The 17593-nt window shown below is 46.3% G+C and carries 17 protein-coding genes; 4 read left to right on the plus strand and 13 right to left on the minus strand.

The genetic code is table 11. The annotated features are described in order from the left end of the window. Position 1: 1 nt before the first annotated feature. The 3 genes from CPIN_RS32595 to CPIN_RS32605 all read right to left on the minus strand — a co-directional run bounded on the left by CPIN_RS32595 (position 2) and on the right by CPIN_RS32605 (position 1965). The gene (locus CPIN_RS32595; protein WP_012794155.1) at positions 2-355 is read right to left on the minus strand and encodes a DUF4288 domain-containing protein; all 354 of its coding nucleotides are present in this window, start codon (positions 353-355) and stop codon (positions 2-4) included. 46 nt (positions 356-401) lie between these two features. Further along, the gene (locus tag CPIN_RS32600) at positions 402-1208 is read right to left on the minus strand and encodes a LiaF transmembrane domain-containing protein (RefSeq protein ID WP_012794156.1); all 807 of its coding nucleotides are present in this window, start codon (positions 1206-1208) and stop codon (positions 402-404) included. 115 nt (positions 1209-1323) lie between these two features. Further along, entirely contained in the window at positions 1324-1965 is a 642-nt protein-coding gene (locus CPIN_RS32605; RefSeq protein WP_148230687.1) for an SGNH/GDSL hydrolase family protein, read from the minus strand. A gap of 136 nt (positions 1966-2101) precedes the next feature. Here CPIN_RS32605 and icd point away from each other — a divergent pair, with 136 nt between their 5' ends. Together icd and CPIN_RS32615 are read left to right on the plus strand one after the other, a co-directional pair. Beyond that, positions 2102-3367 (plus strand): NADP-dependent isocitrate dehydrogenase, encoded by a 1266-nt coding sequence (gene icd, locus CPIN_RS32610; RefSeq protein ID WP_012794158.1) that lies wholly within the window; start codon positions 2102-2104, stop codon positions 3365-3367. Positions 3368-3556: 189 nt separating this feature from the next. Then, positions 3557-4789, plus strand: a complete 1233-nt coding sequence (locus tag CPIN_RS32615; RefSeq protein ID WP_012794159.1) for an NADP-dependent isocitrate dehydrogenase — start codon at positions 3557-3559, stop codon at positions 4787-4789. A gap of 148 nt (positions 4790-4937) precedes the next feature. On the opposite strand, the gene CPIN_RS32620 is transcribed toward CPIN_RS32615, so the two are convergent. The 9 genes from CPIN_RS32620 to CPIN_RS32660 form a co-directional block, all read right to left on the minus strand. Beyond that, entirely contained in the window at positions 4938-5954 is a 1017-nt protein-coding gene (locus CPIN_RS32620; protein ID WP_012794160.1) for an aldo/keto reductase, read from the minus strand. Between the two features lie 308 nt (positions 5955-6262). Next, positions 6263-7156 carry a helix-turn-helix domain-containing protein gene (locus tag CPIN_RS32625; RefSeq protein WP_052306920.1) on the minus strand — a complete coding sequence of 298 codons (894 nt, stop codon included), beginning with the start codon at positions 7154-7156 and terminating at the stop codon, positions 6263-6265. 28 nt (positions 7157-7184) lie between these two features. Next, positions 7185-8801: a L,D-transpeptidase family protein gene (locus CPIN_RS32630; protein WP_187294715.1), complete on the minus strand. Its 1617-nt coding sequence runs from the start codon at positions 8799-8801 to the stop codon at positions 7185-7187. Between the two features lie 276 nt (positions 8802-9077). Then, on the minus strand, positions 9078-9905 hold the full coding sequence (locus tag CPIN_RS32635; RefSeq protein ID WP_012794163.1) for a transporter family protein: 828 nt from the start codon (positions 9903-9905) through the stop codon (positions 9078-9080). 66 nt (positions 9906-9971) lie between these two features. Then, positions 9972-10520 carry a heavy-metal-associated domain-containing protein gene (locus tag CPIN_RS32640; protein ID WP_187294716.1) on the minus strand — a complete coding sequence of 183 codons (549 nt, stop codon included), beginning with the start codon at positions 10518-10520 and terminating at the stop codon, positions 9972-9974. 84 nt (positions 10521-10604) lie between these two features. After that, complete coding sequence (locus tag CPIN_RS32645) at positions 10605-10994, minus strand: HYC_CC_PP family protein (protein ID WP_012794165.1); 390 nt, start codon at positions 10992-10994, stop codon at positions 10605-10607. 39 nt (positions 10995-11033) lie between these two features. Beyond that, positions 11034-11246 carry a hypothetical protein gene (locus tag CPIN_RS32650; RefSeq protein ID WP_012794166.1) on the minus strand — a complete coding sequence of 71 codons (213 nt, stop codon included), beginning with the start codon at positions 11244-11246 and terminating at the stop codon, positions 11034-11036. A 175-nt stretch (positions 11247-11421) separates the two neighbouring features. Continuing rightward, positions 11422-13386, minus strand: coding sequence for a putative porin (locus tag CPIN_RS32655; protein WP_012794167.1), 1965 nt, complete (start codon positions 13384-13386; stop codon positions 11422-11424). Between the two features lie 160 nt (positions 13387-13546). Continuing rightward, complete coding sequence (locus CPIN_RS32660) at positions 13547-14368, minus strand: purine-nucleoside phosphorylase (RefSeq protein WP_012794168.1); 822 nt, start codon at positions 14366-14368, stop codon at positions 13547-13549. Positions 14369-14476: 108 nt separating this feature from the next. On the opposite strand from CPIN_RS32660, the gene sucC reads away from it, so the two are divergent. Then, a complete protein-coding gene (sucC, locus tag CPIN_RS32665; protein ID WP_012794169.1) occupies positions 14477-15691 on the plus strand; it encodes an ADP-forming succinate--CoA ligase subunit beta in 1215 nt (404 codons plus the stop codon). Positions 15692-15897: 206 nt separating this feature from the next. Then, positions 15898-16914, plus strand: coding sequence for a DUF4407 domain-containing protein (locus tag CPIN_RS32670; protein ID WP_012794170.1), 1017 nt, complete (start codon positions 15898-15900; stop codon positions 16912-16914). 54 nt (positions 16915-16968) lie between these two features. Here the strand turns inward: CPIN_RS32670 and CPIN_RS32675 are convergent, their stop codons facing one another. Beyond that, positions 16969-17589 carry a SprT-like domain-containing protein gene (locus CPIN_RS32675; protein WP_012794171.1) on the minus strand — a complete coding sequence of 207 codons (621 nt, stop codon included), beginning with the start codon at positions 17587-17589 and terminating at the stop codon, positions 16969-16971. Positions 17590-17593 lie beyond the last annotated feature (4 nt).

The following is a 17593-nucleotide window of genomic DNA, read 5'->3' on the forward strand; positions in this document are numbered from 1 at the left end:
ATCAGGCGCGTTTATCGATCAGGCTGGGGCCTTTCAGGTGAGCGGCCTTCACCTGTAACCAGGAAATATAAGCATTGGCATCTTCCGGTTCCTCGATCCGGGAATAGAGTTCTATACCGTCGTCCAGGGAAGAGAGATTATTTACTTCCGGTACGTTGATGAAACGCCATTCCACCATTTCCTGTCGTTGATTCCTGAATGCGTATTGTTCCTGTACACCGATCTGGCAGGCACGTCTCCAGGCGTCTTCTCTTGTATCGGCACTGATCAGTCTTAACTGCTCGTCAAATTGAGGGGTATGATCACCATTACCACTGATGATCCGGTAAACGATTTTAGCTACAAACCACTGCATAAAATCTATAATTAAGAAGGTGAAATAAAAGTTAGTCAGCCATTGATCAGACATAGTTCCTGATCTCCACGCCACCAAAGATGCAGGTACCTCTGAGTACGAAGATCTTTTCGGAGTTGCTGGCATTGGAAAGGAGTTCTACGGGACGTTTATCGGTCACACCGCCCATGATGACGGTATCCATTTCGATACGCACATCCCAGTTGCTGGGCAGGATGATTTCCACGCCGCCGAAGATGCAGGTTACTTCAAACTCGACCCTCTCTTTAAAATCGGCCTGGATCAGGTTATAGTCCGCACCACCGAAGATGGCGGTGACATTAGCGCCTTTGAATTCTTTAGATACAACGGACCTGTTTTCTCCGCTGAATATGACATTGGATTCGATAAAGTCTTCTGAGGACGTCATTGGCGGCATGACGCGCAGGTCTTTTTTCATGGAAGATTCCTGGCGTTTACCGAAGAGGATGGCCAGACCAACGATCACAAAAATGGCGGGCCATATAAAGCGGGTCAGGTCATAGCTCAGCATGAGGTAATCTTTGGCGAAGAAGACGGTACCTACCAGCATTACGATCAGACCACCCCAGTTTTTAAACTTACTGGCTGTCCAGAGGATACACCCGATCACGATCAGCAGCAGCTGCCAGGAGAATACCCACTCAGGCATTGCGAGGTCAAGGCTTCTTAAAAAGAGAAACAGACCAATGAGTATAAAGATCAGGCCTTTGTTGATTCTGCTGCCTTCCCTGTGCTCGCTTTTCCTTTCGATGCGGCGCTGGCGTCTTTCCGCCTTACGCTGCTGTCTTTCACTTGTCCAGCTATCTCCTTTCGTATATTCTTGGTTATCCATAAATGTTTAATGTTTACGATACAAACTTAGGAAGAGGGCGTGGGTTCCCGAAGCCCATTTAGGCTAACAGGTTGGAGAGTTCCGGTAAAAGGCAGGAAAACGCCGGTAAAAAAGATCATTGCAGGATGGTGCGCATTATACCGGCTAATTTACCGGCCCATACAGCCATTCCTTCAGGTGAATAGTGTAATCCGTCGCTGGCAACCAGTCCGGGATCCTGTGGCGCTTTACGGGTATCGGCAGTGATGTCCAGGTAATGCACCTTAAACTTTCTCGACACGCTTTTGTTAACCGCATTAAAAGCGTCTATATCTGCTGCAATCTGTTGTCTGTCACGGCCTTCTGCAAAAGGCACGGCGCCCCAGTCAGGGATAGAGAGTACGACTACCCTGTCTGAATGGTCAGCAGCGAAGTGGATGGCCTGTTTAAGCAGGCGGGTAAACTCGGTCTTATATTCAGAGACGCTACGGCCGCGGTACTGGTTATTGACCCCGATCAGGAGGGTAACGATATTGAAAGTGTCTGTAACGTTGGCTTCTGCGATAGCGGCTTCCAGCTCATCAGTAGTCCAGCCGGTTTTGGCGATAATACGCGGAGGAGCGAGGGCAATTCCATCTGCTGCCAGCAGTCTGGCTGTCTGATTAGGAAAACGCTCATTTTCCGGTACGCTTTCGCCAATAGTGTAGCTGTCGCCCAGGGCGAGATAAGTAAATTGGTTGATAGAAGTATCCTGGGAAGGATGATGACCCGATGTCATAGGGATTTGCTCTTTTTTTGCTCCCAAAAATAAGAAAAAGAGCATTGAACATAGATAGTAGCCCATAAGATGTGTGTTATTCCGTACCTTTGCGCTCGATTAATATAAATTACGAAACTCGTAAAGAAACTGTTTTATGCCGGCAGAAAAAATATCAATGACCAATGGCCAGTTACAGGTGCCCAATGAACCGATTATTCCTTTTATTGAAGGTGACGGAATTGGACCCGATATCTGGCAGGCCAGTGTGCGTGTGTTTGACGCCGCTGTTGAAAAGGCCTACGGTGGAAAAAGAAAGATAGAATGGAAAGAAGTGCTGGCTGGAGAGAAAGCATTCCAGCAGACAGGTGAGTGGCTGCCAAAAGCGACACTGGAAGCATTCAAGGAATACCTGGTTTCCATCAAAGGACCTTTATCTACACCGGTAGGTGGCGGTATCCGTTCCCTGAACGTAGCAATGCGCCAGGAACTGGACCTATATGCCTGTGTACGCCCTGTACGTTGGTTTGATAAAGTACCTTCTCCTGTAAAACATCCGGAAAAGGTAGACATGGTGATCTTCCGTGAGAATACTGAAGATATCTATGCCGGTATAGAATATATGTACGGAACACCGGAAGCTGAAAAGCTGCTGAACTTCCTGCAGAACGAAATGGGTGTTAAAAAGATCCGTTTCCCGGAAACTTCTTCCCTGGGTATCAAACCAGTGTCCAAAGAAGGTACTGAAAGGCTGGTTCGCGCCGCGCTGAAATATGCGATTGAGCAGAAACTGCCTTCCCTGACCCTGGTACACAAAGGTAATATCATGAAATTCACCGAAGGTGGTTTCAAGAACTGGGGCTATGAACTGGCAGCACGCGAGTTTGGTGAGCAGGTATATACCTGGGAACAGTGGGAAGCCACTAAAAAGGCAAGCGGCGAAGACGAAGCGAATAAAGAACTGAATGTAGCCATTGCACATAAAAAACTGATCGTAAAAGACGTTATCGCGGATAACTTCCTGCAGCAGATCCTGCTGGCGCCACAGGATTACTCCGTAGTAGCTACCCTGAACCTGAACGGTGACTATATCTCCGATGCGCTTGCTGCTGCAGTAGGTGGTATTGGTATCGCGCCGGGCGCTAATATTAACTACCTGACCGGCCACGCTGTGTTCGAAGCAACCCACGGTACTGCACCACGCTTCGCTAACACTAATACTATGAACCCAAGCTCCGTTATACTGAGTGGTGTAATGATGCTGGAATACATGGGCTGGAAAGAAGCTGCCGATATCATTGTACACGGCCTCAGCACTGCGATTGCACGCAAACGTGTGACAATCGACTTCTACAAGCTGATGGACGATGCGACACTGGTAAAAACCAGCGAGTTTGCAGATGAAATCATCAAGCACCTGTAACCCTACCGGTTACGCAACATAGTTAGTTCCGCTTTTCAAAGTGTCGGTTGACAGACAGATTCATTTTTTTGTAAAAGAAATCCTGTCTACCCCCACTGTGGAAAGCGGAACTTGTAAATTATAACCGGTTATCGTATATTTCACGATTATCACATGAACACTCGTATCTAATTAAAAATCAAAGTCGAAATGGCAGAAAAAATCAAAGTCGCCAACCCGGTGGTTGAACTGGATGGGGATGAAATGACACGAATTATCTGGAAATTCATTAAAGATAAACTGATCCTTCCTTACCTGGAAGTTGATATCAAATACTATGACCTTGGCATGGAACACCGTGACGCCACAGACGATCAGGTTACCATCGATGCAGCAAATGCAATCAGGGAAATCGGCGTTGGTATCAAATGTGCCACTATCACTCCGGATGAAGAACGCGTAAAGGAATTCAACCTGAAACAGATGTGGAAATCTCCAAACGGTACTATCCGTAACATCCTGGACGGTACTGTATTCCGCGAGCCAATCGTAACCCAGAACGTACCACGTCTGGTGCCAAACTGGACTGCTCCTATCTGTATCGGTCGTCACGCATTTGGTGATCAGTACCGTGCAACCGACTTCGTAACAAAAGGTAAAGGTAAACTGACCATCAAGTTCGAAGGCGAAGACGGAGAAGTAATCGAGCGCGAAGTATTCAACTTCAAAGGCGACGGCGTTGCCCTGGCGATGTACAACACTGACGAGTCTATCAAAGGATTCGCACGTGCATGTTTCAACCAGGCACTGATGAAAAAATGGCCGCTGTACCTGAGCACTAAGAACACCATCCTGAAAAAATATGATGGCCGTTTCAAAGATATTTTCGAAGAAATCTACCAGAACGAATTCAAAGCTGAATTCCAGAAAGCTGGCCTGACCTATGAGCACCGTCTGATCGATGACATGGTTGCGAGCGCGCTGAAATGGAACGGTAACTTCGTATGGGCTTGTAAAAACTACGATGGCGACGTACAGTCTGACACCGTAGCGCAAGGTTTCGGTTCACTGGGTCTGATGACCTCTACCCTGATCACTCCTGATGGTTCCGTAATGGAAGCTGAAGCAGCTCACGGTACTGTAACCCGTCACTACCGCGATCACCAGGCTGGTAAACCAACTTCCACTAACCCGATCGCTTCCATCTTCGCATGGACCCGTGGTCTGGAATTCCGTGGTCGTCTGGATAAAAACCAGGAACTGATCGATTTCTGTCACGCACTGGAAGCTGTTTGTGTCGAAACAGTTGAAAGCGGCAAGATGACAAAAGATCTGGCAGTTTGTATTCACGGTAATAAAGTTGAGCACGGAAAACATTATCTTTATACAGAAGAGTTCCTGCAGGAACTGGATAATGCACTGAAAGCAAAACTGGCAAAGTAAGTACACGTACGTAATACTGATATAAGCAAAGGGCCTTGCAATATGCAAGGCCCTTATTTTTTACTTACGATCTATTCTACAGGCAATCCAACCAGGGTGTTTCACTGCCAGCTTACTGACCTGATTCAATGGCTTACAGAATAATAATTTACCTGCGGTCCCTCCGATTGGCAATCCAACCCGGATATTCCACTCCCAGCTTGCTGACTTCATCCAACTGCTTTAATTCCTCTGGTGTCAGGGTTACGTCTACCGCTCCCAGATTGTCCTCCAGCTGAGACATCTTATTGGCGCCGATGATCACACTACTTACCGCTGGCTGATGTAACAACCAGGCCAGCGACAATTGAGCAACTGTTGTTCCTTTATCTGCCGCCATCACATGTAATACATCCAGTATATTGAAAGCCCGCGCTGTATCTACCGGGATAAAGGAGTGATGCTGATAACGGCCTGCTTCTTCCGTCTCACCATTCCGCTGGTATTTACCACTCAGCAGTCCGGCACACAGCGGACTCCATACCATCAGCCCTACGTTCTGATCTAATAACGCAGGCACCACATCTCTTTCCAGTTCTCTTGTTGCAATGGAATAATGTGACTGCATAGATATATAGCTATGCAGGCCATGCTTATCGGAAACAGCCAGCGCCTTCATCATGTACCAGGCCATGTGATTACTGCCACCAATGTATCTTACCTTACCACTAGTGATCAGGTCTTCCATGGCCCTCAATGTCTCTTCCAACGGCACCAGCGGATCCCAGTTGTGCGCCTGGTACAGATCGATGTAGTCAGTCCGGAGACGTTTCAGACTGGCTTCTACCTGTTGCATGATGTGTTTACGGGATAATCCCTGGTCATTTACACCTTTACCGGTTGGAGCGCAAACCTTTGTAGCCAGTACCAGGTCGTCCCGTTTCAACCCCAGGTTCCGGATAGCCTGGCCGGTCAGTTCTTCGGACCTCCCTTCGGCATATATATTGGCAGTATCTATAAAATTGATACCCGCTTCTACAGCCCGTTTGATCTGTTCGTCGACAGCTGGTTGTTCCAGTGTACCGACCATTTCATAAACACCCTTTCCTTTTCCTCCAAAGGTCATGGTACCCAGACAGAGTGTGGAGACCATTAATCCGGAGTTGCCTAATACCTTGTATTTCATTTGATATGATTAAAGTGATGGAGAATGCAAAGGTATCTGGAGGAGGAATGGTAAAAGAGCCGGGGTCAAAGAAATAAGTACGAAATTCAAAGAATGAAATAAGATGATCTTGCGGGTGGGCACATAGCTGCGTATTATCTCAGCGTAGCACTATCTGGAACGGAACACCTATTCACAGTAACGAAGAAACACGACAAGTTGCCTGACTGCCGGTAAGCGCACAGTTATGCACATTTTTCAAAAGAATACCCGTATAGAACGAACACAGGACTAATGTTGCCAACGGTTTTTTTTTTCAGTAATACCGACTACTTTCTCATGCTGAGCGGTGTCATCCCTACATTTTTCTTGAAGAAATTATTAAAATGATTCGGGTACTCAAACCCCAGGCTATAGCCGATATCCGCAATACTCCAGTCAGTATGCTTCAGCAATGCTTTTGCTTCATTTAACAGCCGGTCTGTGATATGGGTAGTCGTAGATTTTCCCGTCACTTCCTTTACAGCAAAATTGAGGTGATTCACATGTATTGATAACGCCGCTGCATAGTCGCCGGCTCTTCTAAGCGCAAGCGTGCGCTGGGGAGATTCAATCGGAAACTGTCTTTCCAATAACTCAATAAACAGCGATGCAATCCTTTCATTTGCATTCCGATGCCTGGCTCCATTGAGGGCGGGTTGCATCTTCATCGCCTCGTGCGTAATCAGCTGAATATAATTCCGGATGATATCGTACTTATACACATATTCTGAGGCTGCTTCAGCGATCATTTTGTCAAACAGTCCGCGGAAGATAACCAGTTGCGCCTGATCAGGAAAGAAAACATTATCCCCTCCTACCCTGAACAATGGTGATTCCTGTAAACTTTCAGCCCGCTCCCCTGTCTTAAGGAACTGCTCCGTAAATACACACCAGTATCCACAACGGTTTTCGTCTTCCGTTTCAAATGAATAAGGTACTAAAGGATTGGAAAATATAATCGCAGGCTGTTCCCTGCTGATATGTACAGTTCTGTCGGCAAAATGGAGTTTGCTTTCACCAATGATGATCCAGACCTTGAAATAATCTCTCCGGTGATAAGGCAGGGAAATCGGTGCACTCGTTACCTCATAATAAGCCACATTCACATCCGGAGGTGTGTTATTATGAAAAACCGGCATGCCTGCCCTTACCTTTTCTGCTATTGAGAGATTTTCTGACATCCCATAAAGGTACGAAAATCAAATATCCTTATCGCTTCATCTGTTTCCGCAGAATCCTGTCTTCTCCATAGATATCTTCATGTAACACCAGACGGCCATCCCTGCCTTCTGCTGTAAAATACCGGAAGTAAATAGGTACGGAATGCTGGATATCGATCTGTTTCTTATCTCCGTTGGCCAGCCATCTGCGCATACTATCCCTCGGGTGACGGGTATCATCCTTGGTCAGGTACATTGACAGACTATCCCATTGCTGCACACGTACGCAGCCATGGCTGAGCGCACGGTAGGAATTGGCAAACAGTCCGCGGGCATTGGTATCGTGCAGGTAAACGGCATATTTGTTCATGAAATTGAACTTCATGATACCGAGTGAGTTCTCAATACCATCCATCTGGCGGAGTACATAAGGGAAGTAATTCTTACTGAGTTTACTCCATTTCACGCTATCCGGACTGATCGCATTACCATGTGAGTCGATGATCTCCAGATTCTTTTTTGCCAGGTAGGCCCGATCTCTCTGAATGGCAGGCAGCATTTCCTTGATAGTAATACTGAAAGGCACCCTCCAGTAAGGATACATCACGAAATTGGTCATACGGGAGTTAAGCAATGGCGTGCGGGTACGGGGAGCGCCGACAATAACCTTGGAGGTTACCGCCACGGTGCCACTATCCACCAGCTCCATACGGTAGCCAGGTACATTGACCATGATATAACGTTGCGGCAAAGTATCGGGGAGTTTGCGCCAGCGGTCCATATTCAGGGCCACCTGCACTTCCCAGTCGGCAAAAGTCTTATTCATGGTCTGAATAGTCTTTTTACCTGCCTGTCCGTCCTCATACATGTTAAACTCTTTCTGGAAAGCCCTGATCCCCTTTTTCAGGAGGGAAGTATCCGAACTGTGACCACCGGAGGTATCCAGGTGTCCGCTCTGTACGAGACGGTTAATCAGCAGCTGGCGGTAACCGGCTGTATCGGTATAGGTCAGCGGCAGAGAATCCCACTTCATTTCGCTGTACTTGCCTTTGAAGTTGACCCAGGCCGATTTCAGTAATTGATAGCCATTATGCTGCGGTTCCTGCGCCCTCAGGGTAGGGCCGATAATGTGCTGATGCAATGCCGAGTTCAGGTAATTAGCCAGCAGGGTATCTGAATAAACAGAGTCCTTGCGCAGCGTGATACTGTCCCGTGGACCTGTACCAAAACGCAGGTGCATAGCCATTTTCATAAATGCGTCCGTCATCAGCAGATCTACCTGTGCCCAGAGTGTTGCATCTTTTTTGGCATTGGCATCTTCACGGATACGTTTCATCGCCTGATCCAGCGCTACGCTGTGATAATCGGCTGGCAGCAGTCCTGATTCTTCTGCATGTATTATATAGTAATACATGGAGTCAGCCTGACCATCCAGCACGCCGTTAGACGACCATACAGGATTGTTGTTTGTCTGCTGATAGAAATAGTTCAGCGCCCCGCTGCGAAGCGCAGGTACACTATCCTCCATGACATCCTGGTTATCAGCAATATACTCAAGACGTTCTATAATATTTTCCGGTATAACTTCACTTAACTGACGTATGTCACCTACAATTTCTCTGTCCCGGAGCACCCGCTTTCTGTGGCAGGCAAACAATGAAAACAATACAACTACAAAAATTAGATTGTCCCTTAGAAAACTATACTTCATTGGCGTCAAAACAATGCTTAAAGATATATAATGCTATATACAAAATCAGAAAATATATTGTTTAACGTTAGCAATTGCCGCGCCAGATTCAACAATAACAAAAAGGACAGGCATTCGCCTGTCCTCCGGAAGAACAACAACTTTACTAAATAGATTGGAATAGTTATTTACAACAACTCTTCTTCACAAACAGTGACTGGAGCAATCGCAGGACTGTTATAACTGCCTTCTTCATTTTCGTTTTGTTGAAATATTGAAAATATTGTGCTCGAACCGTAATGTAAAGGTATTAAATACATTGCGAGACATATCACCAAATAATTCTGTACGGTAAGAAAAATCTAAACGGGTAGAGCTGTTGAAGATCAGCTGAATCGCTGGAGCTACGTCCAGGTACTGGTTTCGGCCGACAGCATCCGTATTTGTCTTTCCTAAAAATTCTACATAAATGTTCAGATTTGTCTGATCATAACTGCGATAACTACGGGGTAAAAGCAGGTAACCTGCTGAAAGACTGTAATTAACAGCGTTAGCGGATAAATAATCCGGTAAGTTGTCCTTCGTATTATTCATGAACCTATTATACCCTACTGTTGCAGACACCGCCAGTTTATGTATCAGCTGTGTAGCGATGATACCACCAGACACGCCGGAAGCGCCTCCTTCCAGGTCAAGCTCCTGGTTATCGTACGGTTTTACGGCGCCTTCACGCATGGCAGGTACGAAAGGATTATCGATCACAGACCCTTTAACATAAGCGGCCATACGGAAATGCGACTGTACATCATCATTAGACAGGAAACGGTATTTGGCATACACGCTGCCTCCTTCAAACCTGAGAGAAGGCTGCATCTGATTGGAAGCCAGTCCGACCACATGCACCATCAGCTTTTTAGAAATTCCCCACATCAGTTCGGGCTCAATACGCATACCGGTAACGCCCTCATGTTCCATTTTAAAGAAACGGTTGGTGACACGGAATCCAAATGAATTAGCCGCCATGTTGCTGGCCGGCTCTGTAGAAACATACAGCTCCTGTGCATGCAAAAATGCGGGCATAAGGAGGACTATAAAGAATAAACATCTTTTCATTTACAAATATTGCGGGACAAGATTCCCAATGGATCAGATAGTGACGTGATAAATGCGTTCAGGAGCGGAATGACCTTCCACTTTGCAGCAACTGGCCATAACGCCTGTCTGGTAACAAGGCATGGTAGTCTGTGTACTGAACTTTTTGAACTGCTTTGCAGAAACGAAGTCTTTGTCTATCACGGTTATCTGCTGATCGCCTGACAATACCTGATTTTTTGCATTGATGAAGTGGAAAGTAGCGCCGGCATATTTGATATGCGCATCTTTTTCAACTGCTACTTTATCGAAAGAAGCTGTCAGTACCAGTTTTCCAACGGAGAAACCGGCATCTTCTACCTTTGCTTTTATCTGATCAATATTCACATCAGCGCCAGGTTTGAAAGAAAGCAGGAAAGTAGTATTGTTCAGATCTGTGTCGATCTTATCAACAAAAGGGAGTGTTTTGAGCGCTTCCATGGTAGCACGTGAACACATAGCGCAGGTCAGTCCTGCCGCCTGTAAAGACGCCTTTTTAATCTGTGCAGAAGAAGATGTCTGAAGGCCGATAGCCAGGAATATAATAGCGAGTAATGATTTCATGATCTGTAATTTGTAATCGGATAAATAAATAGTGATGGCTGCTATAGGCATAGCAGCTACATATCGGTTAACACGATGTACAAATCAGATCAGATAAGTGCAGAATTGAATATAGAGGGGTACGGCTTTACAGACAGGGGGACCGTGACTGTAGTAAGCGATGGATTGGATGTTACTGAGGACAGGAACCGGTACGATAATTACCGGCAGACTAAGATCCTTCACAGCAGGCTCTGAGCTCTGCTGTGCTTTGGCAAGCTGGTGAGACGAAACATCTGCTTTACAAAACTTCGCCTCTTCTCTGCAGCATTTACCCTTTTTACCAGGTTTGCCGCATTTGTTGCACAGATCATCTGCATGAGAAATTAAACCCACAGAAGCCAGTTTACCCATACAGTAATGCGCGTTCACCGTGAACCCACTGGTGAGCGTGATATACAGGAAAACTAGTAATATGGTAATAATTCTCTTCATTATAACAGACGCAAAAGTAGCAAATTCTGCCAGAATTTGCTACATACCTGCGTTCTCTTCTATTTTGTCAGCTATTGCATGTAACAATGACATACTAGCTACCTTGTTAGCTTCTGCCCGGATATGACCATCCAGATCGTGTTCGAAGATAACTTCCTGACCGTTGACATTAACGCGGAAACGAGGAGAATGACCATTCAATGGTTTCACCATATACCTGTCTGTGTTATAAACTACTGTAAAGGCCTTCATGTTAAAATGCTTTATACAAACTTAAACAAATCGTGCGCCAGAAGGTTGCAGTCTGGAACAAATCTACCTGCATAAGTAGTAGTAAAACGGTTTACTTAACAGAAATATAACAATATGATTTAAAACACCTTACAGCGTTAAATAATAACAACTACGGCCATTGGTTAATAACTGGTTAATTGATAAACCACCAGCGTAAACCCAGTCTGAATGTGAAATTATTGTAGGGGTAAGCAGGTCCGGCAAAGTTGTTTCTTGCGAAAAAGGTATTGATATTTTCCCCCCTGATAAATGCCGACAGTGACTTGATACGGAAGTGTACAAATGCTGCCAGATCAGGCGCATAATATTTCACCCGTTGGGTAGTCTGATACACAAATTGACCAATCACCGGAGAGTAGTCATCTGCATAGTAGGAAGTGTTGTACCTGGCCTCGATACCTGTCATCAGGTTCAGGTTATTGAACAGCTTATTCTCATATGCTAGGCGGTGACGGGTCCAGATAGAAGGCACCTGGATCCTGCCATCTCCGTGTACCTGCTGGAATGCAAATTCAGCATACCAGTTGTAGTGTTTATACCTGAAGTGTTTACTTAAAATAACCTGCAGGAGGTTGAAGAGGACCGGCGCCTGTGCGCTGGTATAATAATTCTCGAAATAAGTATAGTTCTCCATCAGGTAGTAGTTCACCGCCAGGTTATACTTCAACTTCTTATTATCGGCAGCAAACTGCAACAGGGTAATGTTTTCCTTTCCGAGTCCGTTATTGTACCAGCTATCATACGTACTGCTGAAGTATTTATAGATATACGACGCTTCCCGGTTGGTATTGCTAAAAAGCAGATGCACATTACCCAGAGTTTCATTCAGGTAACGGCTCAGCATACCACTTATATTATAATCCCCGGAATTTCGTCCGGCGAGATAAAACTCACCTTTGGCTGACAGGTCCCATTTCTGGTTACGCGTCTTGTTCCGGTATTCGCCATGCACCACCATGTTATTGAAACTGATATTAGCGTCCAGGAAGGTGCCCCGGATGTTCTCATAGCGGGCGCCGGCACTGATAAAGTGCCCCTGGTTGCCACGGATAGGGAATTGTATGAGGGATACATCATTGGAGATCGTCCGCCATTCATGCAAGGCACGGACAGTATCGCCGTTGAATGCCCATCCGTATTTCCTGGTGTAGAATGACGTATCCGGCTGACCATCCAGATAAGCCAGGCTGTTATTATCTACCCTAAACGTATATTGTACACGGAAAAACGGATCGAACTTGTAGTAGTCGGTCGTATCGTTCACATGCACGGTATCCCCTTTTCCCCAGTCATACTGCTGTACGAACATGAATCCGGACTGCTTATTGGTCGTCTTTACCGGTAAAGTAGTATTAAAGAGGCCCGAAGTGGTGGATGCATAGTTACCCAGGTTCACGTCAATGGTCTTACGCTGACTATACCTGGGGTTATCCAGTACGGAATCCGCCACGCGGATACCACCATTCTCACCATTATTGATCTTATTATAGAAATAACTCAGGTAAGCGTTGTAGCGCTTGTTTTTGCTGTTGAAACGAGCGGTCAGCCGATAAATATCGTGGTTGGTCGCCTGAGAGCGGAAATAGCCTGGCGCGTATTTCTTATTGTATTCGAAGCCGAAGTTGAAACGGTCGGTACGGTTCTGTGTGTGGAGTACACCTATATTCTGTTCCTGCTGACTACCCACCAGGTACAGTAATTCAGAGTATGGTTTGGTCGTATTATAAATACGGGCATTCTGGTGATTAAATCCGTAGACGTCAAATGTATGGAAGCCGGGATCAAAACCAGCCTTCATAAATGGCGTAAACAGGAGATTACGGGCAGGCGCACCACTGTTACCCATCATTACATAGCTGGCAGGTACATGCATGTAGGACGAGCTGAAGTCCGCTATAGAGGAATCCAGCTTATAGTCTGTTGGCTCCCCCAGTAAGCGATAGGTGATCGTAATCGTATCCGGTTCATGCGTATGGGAGCCGGTATCACGCTGAGCTGCGCCACCGCCGCCACCACCCATATTACCGAAACGTTGAAACTGCGCCTTTACGCATTGCGCGGTCACCAGCAAACAACATATTAAAATAAATGACCTCATCCTATGATATAATTTCCTGCTTCGAGCTTCTTAACTTATTGGTATTGATACATTTTAGATTGCCGGCACCAGTTCCTGTCTGTGAACGTTTGTTGCAGACGGACGTTTCCAGCTTCCCCCGGTATTTCCGTGGGCAGGGCTGCAAGCTAATACAAGCAATTTATATAACCTTGATCAGCTCCCTGAAAATAAGGGTTAATTTCGGTTCAGCTGCATTGGCAGCTTCCAGTACTTCTTCGTGGGTGATCACATTTTCCTCTTCACGGATCCCGATATCAGTAATAACACTCATTGCAAAAACCTTCATACCGCTATGGATTGCAACGATCACTTCGGGAACGGTACTCATACCTACGGCGTCTCCACCGATGATATGCATGTACATATATTCTGCCCTGGTTTCGAAGGTAGGACCCTGTACACCTACATAAACGCCGGTATGTACAGGAATACTATTGGCAGCGGCAATTTCTTTTGCTTTGGCAATCAATGCTTTGGAATATGGTTCGCTCATATCCGGGAAACGGGGACCCAGGGTATTGTTATTGGGGCCACGCAGCGGATGCTCCGGCTGCAGATTAATATGATCGCGGATAATCATCAGATCTCCTACGTTAAATGCCTTATTCATACCACCGGCGGCATTAGACACCAGCAGGGTATGCACCCCGAGGGCTTTCATGACCCTAACCGGGAAGGTGACCTGCTGCATGGACAGTCCTTCGTAAAAATGGAAACGACCAGCCATTGCCACTACGGGGCGACCATTCATGTTACCCAGTATCAGGCGGCCTTTATGCCCTTCCACGGAAGAGGACGGAAAATGCGGGATCTGCTCATAAGGGATTTCAACGCTGTCAGTAATATCACTGGTCAGGTTGCCCAGTCCACTGCCTAAAATAATGCCCACTTCAGGGGTACCGGACCATGATTTACGGATAAACTCCGCAGCTGCAGCTATTTGTTGTAAGAGATCACTCATTGATTTAATGTCTTTAAACAGGTTGCGCAAAGTTATTTTTAATTCACAAAACACTGAGGTTTTATATTTAAATCATAATGACCTATTTTAGCGCCAAATTTTTATCAGATGAACTTACATGAATACCAGGCTAAAGAACTGTTGAAGAAATATAACGTACCGGTACAGGAAGGGATTCCGGTAGATACCCCTGAAGCGGCAGCAGAAGCTTATAAGCAACTTAAAGTGCAATATGGCAATGAGTTTGCAGTCGTAAAGGCGCAGATACACGCCGGTGGACGTGGTAAAGGTACCATCCGTGGTAAAGAGCAGAGAGGTGTGGCTGTAGGTAAAAATGCGGAAGATGTGAAAACCATTGCCGGAAACATCCTGGGTGGCGTACTGGTGACCATCCAGACCGGTGAAGCTGGAAAATTAGTTAACAAGGTGCTGGTAGCACAGGACGTGTACTACCCTGGCCCTAACCCAATAAAAGAATTCTATCTGTCTATCCTGCTGGATCGTGCAAAAGGTCAGAACGTGATCATGTACTCTACAGAAGGTGGTATGGATATCGAAGAGGTTGCACACAACACTCCTGATAAGATCTTCAAAGAACTGGTGCAGCCAAACACTACCCTTCAGCCGTTCCAGGCAAGGAAAATAGCGTTCAACTTCGGTTTGAGCGGTGAAGCTTTCAAAAACATGGTGAAATTCGTGACCAACCTGTACAATGCGTACGTAGGTCTGGACGCAGCTATGCTGGAAATCAACCCACTGTTCAAAACCAGCGACGAGAAAATCATCGCGGTTGACTGTAAACTGAACCTGGATGACAACGCTCTGATGCGTCATGCTGATCTGGAAGCACTGCGTGATATCAATGAAGAAGATCCGACTGAAGTAGAAGCAGGTAAATTCAATCTGAACTACGTAAAACTGGATGGTAACGTAGGTTGTATGGTAAACGGCGCCGGTTTGGCAATGGCTACCATGGATATGATTAAACTGAGCGGTGGTGAGCCTGCTAACTTCCTGGACGTAGGAGGTACTGCAAACGCACAGACCGTAGAAGCAGGTTTCCGTATCATCCTGAAAGATCCTAAGGTAAAAGCAATCCTGATCAATATCTTCGGTGGTATCGTACGTTGCGACCGTGTTGCACAGGGTGTAATTGATGCTTACCAGTCTATCGGTGATATCAAAGTGCCAATCATCGTTCGTCTGCAGGGTACAAACGCAGAAGAAGCGAAAAAACTGATCGAAGAAAGTGGTCTGAAAGTACAGTCAGCTATTCTCCTGAGCGAAGCTGCTGCACTGGTTAACAAAGCCGTGACTGCTTAATTACATTTTGTAGTGATTGACTAAAAATAGAAAATGAAACCCCGGACAATGTCCGGGGTTTTGTTTTTTTATCACTTTATGCATCGCTTTGGTCACATTCCTGTACCGAAGCTGAAAAAAGTCGTACCTTCATAATCCATCCTTCACTATATACCTGCATTCTGCGGGTGCATTTTTTTTATATATACCAAATAAGTACAATTATCATGAAGCGCTTCCGCGACTTTTTCCTGTTTTGTTCAGGAGTGCATGTGCCTATGCTGAAAAGAGCCCCGTCAGAAACAAACAAATATGGCGGTATCGGGGCGACCATCTTTTTCACCGGACTACTGGCTGCTTTTTCCGGTGGGTATGCGCTATGGACAGTCTTCAGTTCCCCTTGGGGCGCTGTTGTATTCGGCATCGTATGGGGACTGATGATCTTTAACCTGGACAGGTATATCGTTTCAGGTATGAAAAAGCGTAGCCGTTTTATGCAGGAATTTGGTATGGCCCTCCCCAGGCTGGTACTGGCCATCCTCATTGCCGTGGTGATCTCCAAACCACTGGAATTGAAAGTATTCGAAAAAGAGATCAACCAGGAGCTGATCGTCATGGAGCAACAGGTGTTCAAAACCCAGGAAGACAAGGTGAAAGACCGCTTCCAGCAACAGGTCAACACACTGAATGCAGAAATTGCCCAGCTCAATGAAGGCATCCGTCAGCAGGCGATCAAGGTAGACACCCTGCAGCTTATTGCCCAGCAGGAAGCGGATGGTACAGGTGGTTCCCGTAAACAAAACCTCGGTCCCATCTACAAAGCAAAAAAAGCGGATGCTGATAGTGCAGCCGCTTTACTGCAAAGAGTCACCACGCAGAATGGCGCCCTGATCGCACAGAAGCGGCAGCAACTGGCGAGTATTGATTCTACCCGTCAGTCAACTGTCGGTACGCTGGACCGTAGTCACATTGATGGTCTGGCTTCCAGACTGGATGCACTGGGACACCTCACTGACCGTAGTGAACCTGTGAAATGGGCCAATTGGTTCATCATGCTGCTGTTTATCACGATTGAAACAGCGCCGGTATTCGTAAAACTGATTTCTCCCCGCGGACCTTACGACGATCTGCTGGAAGCACACGAACATGCTTATATCATTTTCCGCAAGGAGACGATAGAGAAAAGTGAACGTGCATACAATAAGCGTATGATGATCGGGCAAACAGCGGGTGTAAATTCTTAACTGGAGGTTTAAAGTAAGAAGGGATCTGCGGCTTCAGGGTGGCAGATCCTTTTTTTATGCAGCTACCAGTTCCACTTCATATACTGGACTGAAGAGATACATTCTTTTAGTCGCCACTTCTTCACAGCGATAACGCTTACGGATACGCTCCCCTTTCCGGAAAACGCGGCCGTCTTTTGTACGGAATAACTGGTTTGGCTGTAACTGCTCTACCAGGAAATGATTTTCCTTCTGACGGTCGTAGCGTTTAAGCACCCGCATCAGGTCATCATCTGCGCAGGAACTGGCAGCCGGATTACGGATACTCTGCCGGAGGGCAGCTTCCACATCGGCCGGCAGATAATCCTTACCGACAAATTCCTTTAAAATATTGGAGAAATGCTGCTTCCATTCCTTCCCATGAGATGCGACGCTGTTGGCGTATTGCATAAATGTGGTAAGGTGTGAAATTTCGTGCAGCAACGTGATCAGAAAAGCATACCGGTTCAGATTACCGTTAATACTGATTCGATGACCACCCCTTCTGTCGGGATGGCGATAATCGCCCAGGATGCTTTGCCGTTCACGTGTCACCGTTAAGTGGACCTTGTACTGGTTAAGGTAGGCCATCACCTGCTCGAAGGTTCCTTCAGGCAGATATGCAGCTAATGCATGTAAAGGAGCCTCCTGCTTCACGGAT

Source organism: Chitinophaga pinensis DSM 2588 (assembly GCF_000024005.1).
Taxonomy (GTDB): domain Bacteria; phylum Bacteroidota; class Bacteroidia; order Chitinophagales; family Chitinophagaceae; genus Chitinophaga; species Chitinophaga pinensis.